Genomic DNA, 12,837 nt, shown 5'->3' on the forward strand with positions numbered 1-12,837 from the left:
TATCTTTTAGTCCTCCACATTATAGTCAAGGCAGTTTGTTTCCATCTGTTTTAAACTCTTACCGCTTTTAAGAAGAGGGCTTAGAATAACCATGGAAATACCGCAAATCACAAGCATCAACGCAATTCCTCTTTCAGATCCTGTTCCTAGGATTTTCCCGACTGAATCCGCTAAAGCTCCATTTTTATATAATAAGGGATTAAAAACATAGTCTGCCAACACTCCAGAAATAGCATATGCAATAATATAGCCAAGCTGAGAAATAAAGGAAATTAAACCCCAAGCTCTCCCTTGAGTATCTTTATTGATATTACATCTCATTAATACATCTAGACATACATTTGAGACAGGAATTGTTAAAAAGAACAGAAAAGCAATAACAGCTATCCATATGATATTCGTCGTGCAGCCAATAACGGCTATCGTGATGCCCATGAATAAAAATGATAATGAAAGGGCCTTAAGATAATTCTTTTTGATTCCCTTCACACCTAACACCAAGCTTGAAATGAGCATTCCAATGGCACTGAGAGATAGTATGACACCTAGTGTAGAAGAATCAGTTAGTTCCAATAACATGGGTTTTATCATCGTCTCTATAATACCTACATAAAATGTAATTACAATAGACAAGATTAGCAGTAATTTTATTCCTTTAGTCTGAGTCAATTCTTTATAACCTTCAACAATGTCTTTTATAACTTGCACTTTTGAATCTTTAATTTTTTGACATTCATTCATCACCTTGCCTGAATAGGCTACGGTAAATAAGGTTGTAAAGAAAGTACACATATCTATTATTAATATTAGATAAATACCAAAAATTTGATAAATCAAACCAGCAAATATCGGTGATAGAAGAAATTTAGCCGATGATGCTAGCTGAACAAGTCCGCCAGCTTTGGAGTATTCTTCTGGTGTCAGTAAATCTGTCACGACCGCTTTATAGGCTGGATCAAGTATAGCCGCAAAACATGAACTCAGAAATACCCAGATACAGATTACAGGAATATTATTTATTCCCATGCTAATCATTATAAACATGCCTCCTAAGCACATAGCAGAAAAGAAATCTCCTATTAACATTAATTTAGCCCTGCTAAACTTATCAGCAATTGTTCCCGAAATAGGAGTAAAGAAAACTAAGGGAAAGAATGCACATAAAGTGACTAAGGAACAGGATAAAGCACTACCTGTTTTTTCAAAGACGTAAACATTCAAGCCAAAAGAAGTAAGTCCGCTTCCGATACTGGAAATTAATTGCCCTACCCATATTACTAAAAAATACTTAAATCTACTTTTACTGATCATTTTCTTCCTCCGAATTTAAATCTAAAAAACTCACTATTTTGTCGGCTACTACCTCTTTATACTTTTTCAAATACATATGCCCTGCATCAGCAGGCATCATGTAAAAACTTATTTTCGAATCAAGATAATCCTTCCACTTCAAAATAGTTTGACATGAAGTTAGGCTGTCTTTATGGCACATGATGAAAAAGGTAGGAATATCAATTTTCTGTACTTCAATTTCTGATATTTCTTCAAGAATCTTATAGTCGGCTCTCAGCATTGACGCAAAGTAATCCACTAATTCCTGATTGTCTGTCAATTCTTCTGGCATGGTTCCGATTCTCTTGATTTCTTTGAAGATAATCTCATTTTCCTTATCCGACAATCGTTTGTTTTTCATATGATCCGGCACTGCCGCCGCAGAAAATATCAATGTCTTCGGAGTCAACTCAGGATTTTTCTCTGCTATTTTCTTAGCCAAAAAATATGCAATTGTTCCACCCATACTATGACCAAAAAGTATACTATCTTTTTTCAAAATAGTGATGAGGTTTTCATTATCTATAGCGTACTTATTCTTTCAAAAGAGAATAAGGATTGATTTTTCTTATTGGCCTTGCAAGAATAACGCTGATAATAAAACTAATGATAATAAGCATAAAAGCAAAAGCTAATAAGACAGCCAATGATACTTCAAAATGATTCTTATTGGCTCCTAGCATGCTCCAAACTGCATTATTCATTATCGGCACCAGATTAAGATCAATTATTGCAGAAAAGATTGCCGCTATTGAAATAATAGGAGTGAAACTAAGAGCTAATTGCAAAATGAGCTGTCTATTTGTCCAACCTAAGGCTTTATAAATACCAAATTCCTGTTTTCGAGTAGTAATTAGAGCATTGATAATGATGTACATCACTAATAATATGACCAAAGCTGCGATAATGAAAATGATGACAGTGACTGACGAAACAATACCAGCATACATTTTGCTGCTATTTGCTAAGAGCTGTTCATAGTTAACCGATGTCATATTTGGAAATTCCTTTTTGTATTTTTTAATCAGCTCTTTCGCCGATGTCCCTTTTTTCAGATAAACATTAAGGCTTTTTGGCGTCGTTTGACTAATTTTTGATAGCCAACATCAGTTAGCTCACAAACGATTCCTTGGTTGTTTATACTTTGAATGTAGCCTGTCACAGTATAGTTATAACTCCGGTTATCCTTGGTAATTTTTATCTTACTACCAATTTTATATTGCTTAGATAGAGCACTTCCAACGGCAACTTCATCGCTTTTACGGGGTTTTGCCCTGATATACTATATTATTGTTAACACGGGAAAAATCTTCAGATACAAAAGAAGTTATAGCACCATTTGCATAATTTAAGGAAACAGAAGTATAACCCAAAACCTCTTTAATCTTATCATCATTTTGGAGAGTGGTTTTCAGTTGCTTTAGGTCATCTTGGGTGCTAGCGGTAAAGATTGCAGATGGCATCTCATCTGAAATAGTTTTTAAAAAATTGTCAGGTTTAAAATTGACATTATAAAGCAAGGTCCCAGAAAAGGCCAATAAGGTCATAATGCCCAAAGTCAGTATGAAAAGCAATATATTTTGCCCTAATGATGCAAAAATTTGTTTCAATATAAGTGAAAATTTAGCACTGAATTTAGACGTTGCCAATGGGAAATGATTTTTAGCTGTGCGTTTGTGATCAATTCCTCTGATAGCATTAATGGGCTCTAGCCTGCGGATTTTTCTAGCACAAAAATAAGTGCAAACTCCGGTGACTATAATCATAATACCTGTGCTGAGTAAAATAGCAGACCAATCAAAAACGGGCGTAAAGGAAAACCTGATTGGGTTGCTAAGAAATCAGCAATTGATGGCAGAACAGTATAAGAAATGAGAGTTCCAGCTATACTGGCAAAGGCTGCTGTCAGTATGTAAGGAATAATTTCTGACATGATAATATTTGAACTGGTATATCCCGTGGCTTTTAAGACACCCATATTAATCAGTTCATTTTCGATATGATTTCGAATCCGGAAACTGCTTAGAAATAAGCTGATTAAAAAGATAATAGATGCAATAGCAATAAAAATAGCAATTAAAAGATTGGAAATCATAGACCGCGCTTGTTTGGTGGTTTTGCGGTTATTGATAGTAAGTAGCGTTATTTTCTTATCAGAAATTAGTGAACTGATCCGTTTTTTTACAGTATCTAAATTAGCGTTATTTTTAATTTTACAGAATATTCAGCAACAAGATCGGATCTGTGTTTTGAAACTAGTGTTTTATAAGCTTTCTTTGGTAAGTAAGCGCCAATTAGATTTGTACCATAGTTCCCATATTCCATTTCGCTAACAGTGCCGCCAACAGAAAAAGAATAGTTTCGCTTACCTATAGAATAAGTCATCGTATTACCGGTGGAGAATCCTCCCAGCTTTGATACATATTCTGGGATATAAATAGTCTCTTTAGAATTTTTAACAGCATTGGATACATTCAGCAGATTGATATCTCTTTTGTCAGTAATCCTGTAAAAAACAGTGTTCATTTCAAAGTTTGTTCCGGCAAAGTCATGAATCGTTGCTTTTGAATACAGGCCCTCATGCCTTTCTGTGAGAATAACATCCTTTAAATTGTCTATTTCGTTTAACAGATTGTCATCATCCTGCGCAAGTGGAATAAGAATGTTGATATCTGCAGTATTGAACTTTTTGAATTGTTTATCATAAGCATCTGAACTTTGAGAATTAAGAACAAGGGCAATATTGATAATAAATGCTGCAATAAAGAGCATAATTCCGAAAGAAACATATTGTTTTTTATGTTTCCTAAGATTTTGAATAGCAAGTCTCATTTTACCACCCCATTTCTAAAAGAAATGTTTCAAATGTTGCTTTACGCTTAAGCGGGTCAGTATGATCATCAAGATTGCATTTACCAGATATTTGACCATCTTTTACATAAACAATGCGGTTTCCTCGAAGAGCAGACTCTTTATCATGTGTAACCATTACAATACTCTGGCCTCTATTGTGCAGTGAAGAAAAAACATCAAGTACAGCTTTTGAATTAGCTGAATTTAAAGCCCCTGTTGGTTCATCCGCAAATAGTACATTAGGAGTATTGATGAGTGCTCGAACAATGCCGGCTCGCTGTGCTTCACCACCCGAAATTAAAGACGGCAGCTTTTCTTGTGTCTGTTTAGGGAGATTAACCAGTGAAAAAAGTTCTTCAGCCCTCTTAACAACCTCTTTGCGGTGTTTACTTGTCAGTATTCCAGCCGTAATGACATTATCCATCAGACTTAATTGATTCATTAAATAGATTTGCTGAAAGACAAACCCACATTGTTTTCTTCGAAATTTAGCAAGTTGATCGCTTGTTAATTGTGTTATATCCTCACCATCAAACATAATTTGTCCGGAATCTGGTTTATCCATACCTGAAAGAGAGTACATTAGAGTAGATTTACCTGCTCCTGAGGATCCCATAATAACTGTAAAATCACCTTTATAGATATTAATATCTAAGTCGGAATAGATTGTTTGCATACTAGCGCCTTTCCCAAAACATTTTTTTAAATGTCGAGCTGAGATAATAGTTTGTTTATCCATAATAAAAACCTACCTTTAATTTATAATAGCTTTTCGAGTATAACACTATATTAAGATGTAAACTGTCAAACTTTATTGACTTTACTAATATTTTTCGCTACTTTCCGTTACATTTTGTGCTTTTAAGTGATGTAATAGAAATGCAAGGTAAGCGATAAATTAAAATATTATGATAGATAACAAAATGTCGTTGTCTTAGGTATTTTAAAGCATTTGCTACGTAAAATAGCAGCAGTTTAAAATGATAATAACGTTTTGCTTTTTTATAATAGTCGTCCTATCTGCTAAAATTCTCTTCAAGTTTAGGAGGTTAATGTTAATATTGCAAAAGCAATATAAAAATGAAGTTCGTCATATAACTATAACGATATAGTTTAATTATGATGAGCTTTTTTCAATACAAAGATTAGAATATCGATCAGACTGAAGACAAATCTATTTTTCAACGTAAAAATTTTTAAGCTCTGCAAATTTCAATTTTAATTTTCCTTATTTGCAAGCGAAGCGAGCTCTAAACGAGATTTCCCGCCGTGAAAAAGTGGCAGAAACGTTAATGTTTCTGCCACTCGGAAGATTTAAGACTTTAAACTTAACATGGATTGCCCTAGGCTCCTGAAATTATTGCATTTTTTAGCAAACCTTGTTATAGTTTAACTATAAACCATACCTTAAAGGGAAGGTCAAGCTATTTATGAAAAAAACGCAACAGTTATTAACAATTGGACAACTGGCTAAGTTTTCTGGTCTTCATGTCAAAGCATTACGTTATTATGAAAAAATCGGAATTTTAAATCCGACTGCTATAGATAAACAAAACGGCTATCGCTATTACTCTTATGCTCACATTCCTTATGTGAACATGATTAAAATTTGTGCTAATTATGGTCTGCCTTTAAAACAATTTACGCATTATATTTTAGATGATGGCAGCATTGATATGAATGCTATTTTAAAGGAAGCCCAGCTTAAAATTGAGGAAAAAGAAAGACAGCTGCAGTCTGATGAGCGCTATCTTCGCTTCTTTTCTGAGCAAATCAACTTCTCCCAAAAGCTTGATAAAACGACAAATCTGCATATTGAACAAGGAAATAAAGACTATTTTTTACTGCCTTTTACAGGAGAAATGCTATCTGCCAATTATTATGAGGCTGTCAGACATGCTCTAGCTGATATTGAAAACGCTCAAATGACTTTTGATGACCGTGTTGGCTGTTATTTTAAATATGATGGCCAACAAGTAAACCGTTTTATTGCTATTAAAATCAAAGAATGCCAAGAAGACAAGACCAATTTTCTAAACCTGTGCTTAAACCATCGCCACATTCATGCTCAACACCTAACCAAAGACCGCATTCAACCAATAATAAAAGAACTGCATCAAAAGGAGTCTATCAATGAATTTTTGATATTAGAAACCTTTGAAAGTCCTTACCAATTATCACAACCGCATCTAGAAATGCAATACGTTGTTGATAATAAAAGGTAGACATACAAATCTCAATAATAGAACTTGAGAAAACCCTTCGTTTCTGGTTTACGAAGGGTTTTCTTATCTTTAAATTTATAGTTTTCTCAGTCGCTTTTATTTATTCACATGAAAATGTAAAGGGCTGTCCAAATGCTGATCAAGACTTGGGTTTTAGTTGACTTATCCATCACCAAATGCCTAAGAGATATTGCATTCCAAGACTAGCCAAGGTGATAACTATCCAGCAGGAAGCGCCAAGCGCGATAGCCTGACCACCGGTTTTAACCAGCTTAACAATATTGGTATTTAGCCCAATAGCTCCCATGGCCATGACAATACAAAATTTAGACAGAGTTTTCAAAGGAGTAAAGAAAATAGGATTGACTCCTAAAGCCGTTAAAATAGTTGTGATAATAGAAGCCAAAATAAAGTAAAGAATAAACATAGGAAAGACTTTCTTTAATTTGACTGTATGTTGTTGATTTTTCCCTACTTTTTTAGCTTTATAAACTTGATAAAAAGACAAACCTAAGGTAATAGGAATAATAGCCAATGTTCGTGTTAATTTAACAATGGTTGCTCCATCCAATGTGTTCGAATGATGCAAGCCATCCCAAGCTGCTGCTGTCGCAGTAACGGATGAAGTATCATTGACTGCTGTTCCTGCGAAAAGAGCAAAGCCATTGTTGGACAAGCCAATCATATCCCCTAAGGTTGGAAAAATTAAAGCAGCTAAAATATTAAAAAGAAAAATGACTGAAATGGATTGTGCAATTTCATCGCTATCCGCTTGAATAACAGGTGCCGTTGCTGCAATAGCGGAGCCGCCACAAATGGAAGAACCGACCCCAACCAAAGTTGCTGTATTGACATCCAGTTTAAACCACTTTTGTAATAAAAAGGCTAAAAGCAAGGACGAACTGATTGTCGCCGCAATAATGGGCAGAGAGATTTTGCCGACTGTTAAAATCTGGGATAAATTCAAACCAAAGCCAAGTAAAACAACGGCAAATTGCAAAATATATTTAGAAGTAAAAGCAATGCCAGCTTCTGTCTGCTCACGATTTTTATAAAAAATAGCAAGCAGCATTCCTAAAAAGATAGCAAAAACCGGTGCCCCAACAAGAGGGAAACTTTGCCCCAAAAACCAAGCTGGTAGAGCAATTAAAAAACAGAGAACAAGTCCTGATAATTTTTGAAATTTAAACGACATTTCAATCTCCTTATCACTAGATAATCTTCCTATATACTGATTTTAAATCCTAATGTAAAATGGTGATTTATGATGATAGCATAATGAATTGCTGAGTTTAACCCTTTCCTTCTGATATCGGTAGCTTGTCAATTACATACCAAGACTGATATGAATAACATTCCAGCAAAAGTCACTCACTAAAGGACACTCCAAAGCCAAAAAACAAAACTTCAAGTTTGATTTTAATTATAATCTTTCTGAAATCAGTTCCACTAATAGCTGGATATGAGCAAGACTGTCGTTTAAAGCTGGGATATAACGATAAGCTTGTCCTCCAGCAGCCATAAAATGCTTACGATTGGTTATATCAATTTCTTCCAAAGTTTCCAAACAATCAGCAGCAAAACCCGGACAAATAACAGCAATCTTTTTCTTGCCTTGCTTAGGAAGCTGAATAAGGGTTTCATCGGTATAAGGACGTGTCCACTCCTCAGGTCCAAAACGTGATTGATAGGATACCTGCCATTGCTCCTCAGATAAACTAGCAGCAACCGCAATTAATTGAGCTGTCTGCTGGCAATGCTCTGTATAATAATCTCCTTCTGTCACATATCTTTGCGGAATGCCATGAAAGGAAAAGAGCAGATGCTCATTTTCCTGTAAGTGTATGGTCTGCGCCAGAGCTTGAATATAGGAAGGTCTTTCATAATAGTGATGAATAAAGTCAAAAGGAGGTATATCTTTTTTCTTTTTCAAAGATTGGGCAAAGGCATCAAAAATGGCAGCCGTTGTTGTTGAAGAATATTGAGGAAACAGTGGTAAAACAATCATCTTAGCTACTTTTTCCTTTAGAAATTCATCAACCACATCCGAAATAGAAGGTTTACTGTAAGCCATGGCAGCCCTAACTAAAACCTCATGTTCACTCTGATCAAAATGATTCTGTAGAGCTTTTTCTTGATTGATAGCATTGACATAAAGGGGAGAGCCTTCGTTCGTCCAAACATGTTGGTAAAGAGGTTTTACTTTTCCGGGACGAAAGGGAAGGATAAAGCTATACAAGATAGGCTTCCATAAAAATTTGGGATAGTCAATAACTCGGGAATCCGCTAAAAAGGGTTTGAGAAATTTACGAATAGCTGGCGCAGTTGGATGCTCAGGTGTCCCTAAGTTAACCAATAAAACGCCAAATTTTTGTTGAGACATAAGAGAGTTTATCTTTCTTTGAATTTTCTAAAATGAGCATTTTTGATGAATCATCACCTTTACCAAGATTCCTTTTTAAACAGGTTCTCTTCCTGTTTTTTTCTTAAGTGACGACTTCTTCTTAAAATACGAATGGCAAATATTAAAGAAAGTAAGCTAATAAAACTGCCAGAGATAAGTCCTTGTGGGATATAGTAAAGTTTTATCTGATGTTTACCTGACGATAGCTTAAAGGCTAACATAGCATTCCAAACTTCCTGCGTTTTGACCGTTTTGCCATCTACTTTTACCTGCCAACCAGCATTATAAGGAATAGAAGTAAATAAATAATCCTTACCTGAAACTTGTTTTATTTCTCCTGAAAGAGATAGTGAAGTCACTTTTTCAGGATTCCATTTAGCAATATGACCCTGCTTCACGAAATTTTTGAAACTATCATCATTGAAACGATAGAGTTGCAGACCTGTTAAGTTAAGAGAACTATTATCTGTTAAACTGATTTCAAAGGTCTGTGCTTGATCTTTTCTATTGGAAGCAAGGCTCCACAGTTGTGGGTGACGGTAACGATCAAAAACCGTGTAAGCTTGCCCATTCAAAGTAAATTTAAGATGATTTAAATCTGTCGAATGAATTTGTGAAGAATACAAATAATATGAATTATTGTCCTGTGGTGTCCAAGTCAGACGGATAGTACCCGGACGGTCTGAAGACTGACGTTTATAAATTTGCTGTCCATTAGCATTATCAGCCAAAACAACATTGTCTAAAGACAGAGTAACTGCTTGATAAGGATCAAGAAGATTTTCAACATTGTCCGAAAGACCATGATAAATCTGATTTTGATTGGCAACAACATCTTCCTTATCCAATTTTTCCCTTAGCATAGCACCATCACCCGAAAAACCCAAACCAAAAACAGAAGTATTTTCTAACAGTTTAGCATTTCCCAAAGTTTGAATAGGATGATAATAATTAGACAAATCTTTTCTGGCAGAGTAAGTCCAAGTAGCATTATCCACATAATAACGTAAATTAACCAAAGCATCTGTTAAAGGTGTTCCACCAACATACATTGAAATAGCTGTTGAAGAAGGCAGACCAAGTCTTCCTAAGAATTCTAAATTCTTATATTCAACACTAGATGTAAAATGATTAACACCATAATAATTATAAGTCAGAGAATCATTCCAAGTATTGGCACTGCTTTTTTCAAGACGTGCCAAACCTGATTTAGGCAGCTTCAAGTTTTTGTAAAAAACCTCCTGCTGACTTTCAGCAGTTAAAACAGAACTTGGGCTATGCCATAAATTTCTGTCAATCGTTATCTTAGCATTGATCCCCATATCAACCATGCTTACGAAAATAACAAAAGCAAGCTGCCAGGACTTAGACAATTGGAACCAAATCAAGAACAAGAGTAAGATTAGCAATACAAGCATAGCCAATTCCTGCCAAACGGTGACCAAAGTGTAAGTTTTCTCCTTGACAGCAAAATAAACATAAACATTGGCTAAAAGAGCTAGAACGAAAGTTGCAATCATTTGCAGACGACTCCATGACTTGACTTTTTGCAAAGCTTGATAGGTCAAGAGTAATAAAACAGGACTCAACAGCCAAGCATTACGATAGTAAAAACCAACTGGCATTTGTCCCATATGCCAAAAACGGATAACAGCTGCATTTGAAAAAGCTAAAACGAGAAAGATTAATAATAAAAAACCACTGATTTTCTTACGTAAGGCGATACCTTTAGTAAAAAAGAAATTAAACAAGCCAATAAAACCAAGAACGCCAACATAAAAGTTAGGCAGAGCATTAAAATCTCCCCATTCTTCACCACTGGCCGCACCGGGAAAGAACTTAATTAAAAGTCTGATGGGATTATAAAGAAACGTAAAAGCCCAAGGATCAGCCTCTCCACCTGCAGCCTTTGTATCTAAGAGAGAATAAAAAACCGGCAAAAGCCAAATCGCACTCAAACCTATTCCCAAAAGAGAATAGAGCAGCAAACGCAGCAACTGCTTTGCTTTAAAAAGAAAAGCTGATTTTTGAGCTAGGATATAATAAAAGCTGTAGAAAATAACAAAGATACAGGCCATATAAGCCGTGTAAAATTGAACCACAAACATAAGAGCCAAAACCAAGGCATACTTGATACTGCCTTTGCCATCTAGAATTTTTTCCACACCAATCAGCAAAAGCGGTAAAAGAATAATATTATCTAAGAAATTAGGATTGACCTGATTAACAATAAGAAAACCACTTAAGCCATAAATAGCAGCCGTACAGACAGCCAATAAACGGTGACGATGGGCTGCATAACGTTTGTGAAGGAAATAATAGAAGCTAAGACCTGAAAAACCTTGACGCAGCAAGGTTACCAGAAAAACTGAGAAATTAAGAGATTTAGCAGGTGTCAAACCAATAGCTAGACTAAGGGGGCTGAGACTGTTGAAGCCCCAAACAGATGGCATCACACCACCAATCCCCTTGTGCCAAGACCAAAAGAGAGCACCAATGTCCATATGTCTAAAAGCATGTCCTAAAGCACGATAAAGAGGGATGTATTGTAAAGTATAATCACCGCTCATCAAAGTTTCCTTACCAAAAGGATAAAGCTTCATGATAGCAAAAACGACTGCCATCACTAACATAGGCAGGCAGAAAGCAGCCAAAAATCCTAAGGCATTCTTAAAAGATGCTTTTTCTGTATTCTTTTGCTCCTCTTCTTTTTCAGAAGCAACAGTCTCCCGATGACGCATTTGTGAACGATGCGCACGACTGCGACTTAAATGTTCCAAAGGTTCCTGCCTCATATCTTGAGTTCCTTCATTTACTGCCTTGTTTTCTTTTTCTTCTCTTGATACCATCACATCTCCAGTTTACTTTCACTAATCGTTTTCATTGTAACATAATTCAAAAGCTTTGTTAATGTTACAAAATACCTCTGTTTCTGTATATCATAAAATCGGGATAGCTACCGATAAATCAGCATTACCTATCCCGACTCTTTTACTCTCTAAATCCATTAGGGTGCTTTTCTTGCCAGCGCCAAGAGTCTTGGCACATCCGTTTTAAATCATATTGCGCCTGCCAATTCAGCTCTTTCTTAGCTTTAGAAACATCAGCATAAGAAACAGCAATATCGCCTGCACGCCTGCCAACGATTTGATAAGGGATGGAATGCCCAACAATTCCTTCCATTTCGTGAATAAGCTCTAAAACAGAAGTTCCCTTTCCAGTTCCTAGATTATAAATTGAAAGATCCGAACCAGCAATTAGTTTTTGTAAAGCTGCAACATGGCCTCTAGCAAGATCGACAACATGAATATAATCACGAATACCAGTCCCATCTTTGGTATCATAATCACCGCCAAAAATGCGCACCTTATCCAATTTTCCAAGAGCAACTTGGCTTATATAAGGCAAAAGATTAGTTGACAAACCTTGAGGATCTTCGCCTAACTCACCTGAACTGTGAGCACCAATGGGATTAAAATAGCGCAAAATGACGATATTCCAAGCACTATCTGAAACAGACACATCCATTAGCACATCTTCAATCATCATTTTTGTACGACCATAAGGGGTCATCACCGAGCGCGGTGCCTCTTCTGAAACTGGAGCAGGTGCTTTGTTTCCATAAACGCTGGCTGAGGATGAAAAGATAAAATTTTTACAGGAAAACTGCTGCATAACCTGTAAGAGTGTAATGGTTCCCGAAAGATTGTTGGCATAATAATCAAGCGGAATAGAAGTAGATTCATTCACGATTTTAAGTCCTGCGAAATGGATGACCGCAGCAATGGCTTCCTTTTCAAAAATGGCTTCAAGACTTTTCTTATCTCTAATATCTGTCTGATAAAAAGTAAAGTCTTTGCCAGTGATCTCTTTAATAGCTGTTAAACTTTTGAAACTAGAATGCAGCAAATTATCCACAACAACAAGCTGATAATCTTGGTTTAATAATTCAACACAAGTATGAGAACCCAGATAGCCAGCTCCCCCTGTTACTAGAATTTTCGTCATTACAATAGTTCCTCT

8 protein-coding genes and 1 pseudogene are annotated in these 12,837 nt (G+C 35.8%); 1 reads left to right on the forward strand and 8 read right to left on the reverse strand.

The features are described 5' to 3' along the window. Positions 1 to 6: 6 nt before the first annotated feature. The 4 genes and pseudogenes from SRT_RS09750 to SRT_RS09765 all read right to left on the reverse strand — a co-directional run bounded on the left by SRT_RS09750 (position 7) and on the right by SRT_RS09765 (position 4,924). Positions 7 to 1,311 (reverse strand): MFS transporter, encoded by a 1,305-nt coding sequence (locus SRT_RS09750; protein WP_128833919.1) that lies wholly within the window; start codon positions 1,309 to 1,311, stop codon positions 7 to 9. After that, positions 1,301 to 1,831, reverse strand: a complete 531-nt coding sequence (locus SRT_RS09755; RefSeq protein WP_223213956.1) for a thioesterase II family protein — start codon at positions 1,829 to 1,831, stop codon at positions 1,301 to 1,303. Before SRT_RS09755 ends, SRT_RS09750 begins: the two co-directional genes overlap by 11 nt. Before the next feature lie 34 nt (positions 1,832 to 1,865). Further along, a pseudogene (locus SRT_RS09760) lies at positions 1,866 to 4,164 on the reverse strand (ABC transporter permease). Position 4,165: 1 nt separating this feature from the next. Further along, positions 4,166 to 4,924 carry an ABC transporter ATP-binding protein gene (locus SRT_RS09765; RefSeq protein WP_128833920.1) on the reverse strand — a complete coding sequence of 253 codons (759 nt, stop codon included), beginning with the start codon at positions 4,922 to 4,924 and terminating at the stop codon, positions 4,166 to 4,168. Positions 4,925 to 5,615: 691 nt separating this feature from the next. On the opposite strand from SRT_RS09765, the gene SRT_RS09770 reads away from it, so the two are divergent. Further along, positions 5,616 to 6,410 carry a MerR family transcriptional regulator gene (locus tag SRT_RS09770; protein ID WP_128833921.1) on the forward strand — a complete coding sequence of 265 codons (795 nt, stop codon included), beginning with the start codon at positions 5,616 to 5,618 and terminating at the stop codon, positions 6,408 to 6,410. Positions 6,411 to 6,579: 169 nt separating this feature from the next. Here SRT_RS09770 and SRT_RS09775 read toward each other — a convergent pair whose 3' ends face one another. The 4 genes from SRT_RS09775 to pgfE all read right to left on the reverse strand — a co-directional run bounded on the left by SRT_RS09775 (position 6,580) and on the right by pgfE (position 12,822). After that, positions 6,580 to 7,605, reverse strand: coding sequence for a YeiH family protein (locus SRT_RS09775; RefSeq protein ID WP_128833922.1), 1,026 nt, complete (start codon positions 7,603 to 7,605; stop codon positions 6,580 to 6,582). A gap of 228 nt (positions 7,606 to 7,833) precedes the next feature. Beyond that, positions 7,834 to 8,793, reverse strand: a complete 960-nt coding sequence (gene hemH / locus SRT_RS09780) for a ferrochelatase (RefSeq protein ID WP_128833923.1) — start codon at positions 8,791 to 8,793, stop codon at positions 7,834 to 7,836. Positions 8,794 to 8,852: 59 nt separating this feature from the next. Further along, positions 8,853 to 11,663, reverse strand: coding sequence for a glycosyltransferase PgfM2 (gene pgfM2, locus SRT_RS09785; protein WP_128833924.1), 2,811 nt, complete (start codon positions 11,661 to 11,663; stop codon positions 8,853 to 8,855). 142 nt (positions 11,664 to 11,805) lie between these two features. Then, positions 11,806 to 12,822, reverse strand: coding sequence for a UDP-4-glucose epimerase PgfE (gene pgfE / locus SRT_RS09790; RefSeq protein WP_128833925.1), 1,017 nt, complete (start codon positions 12,820 to 12,822; stop codon positions 11,806 to 11,808). Positions 12,823 to 12,837 lie beyond the last annotated feature (15 nt).

Source organism: Streptococcus troglodytae, assembly GCF_002355215.1.
GTDB lineage: Bacteria > Bacillota > Bacilli > Lactobacillales > Streptococcaceae > Streptococcus > Streptococcus troglodytae.

What these genes read in the sequence shown, in the direction of transcription:
- SRT_RS09750 (WP_128833919.1), bottom strand. Translation starts at nt 1,311, where the DNA reads ATGATCAGTAAAAGTAGATTTAAGTATTTTTTAGTAATATGGGTAGGG.
- SRT_RS09765 (WP_128833920.1), bottom strand. Translation starts at nt 4,924, where the DNA reads ATGGATAAACAAACTATTATCTCAGCTCGACATTTAAAAAAATGTTTT.
- SRT_RS09770 (WP_128833921.1), top strand. Translation starts at nt 5,616, where the DNA reads ATGAAAAAAACGCAACAGTTATTAACAATTGGACAACTGGCTAAGTTT.
- SRT_RS09775 (WP_128833922.1), bottom strand. Translation starts at nt 7,605, where the DNA reads ATGTCGTTTAAATTTCAAAAATTATCAGGACTTGTTCTCTGTTTTTTA.
- hemH (WP_128833923.1), bottom strand. Translation starts at nt 8,793, where the DNA reads ATGTCTCAACAAAAATTTGGCGTTTTATTGGTTAACTTAGGGACACCT.
- pgfM2 (WP_128833924.1), bottom strand. Translation starts at nt 11,663, where the DNA reads ATGGTATCAAGAGAAGAAAAAGAAAACAAGGCAGTAAATGAAGGAACT.
- pgfE (WP_128833925.1), bottom strand. Translation starts at nt 12,822, where the DNA reads ATGACGAAAATTCTAGTAACAGGGGGAGCTGGCTATCTGGGTTCTCAT.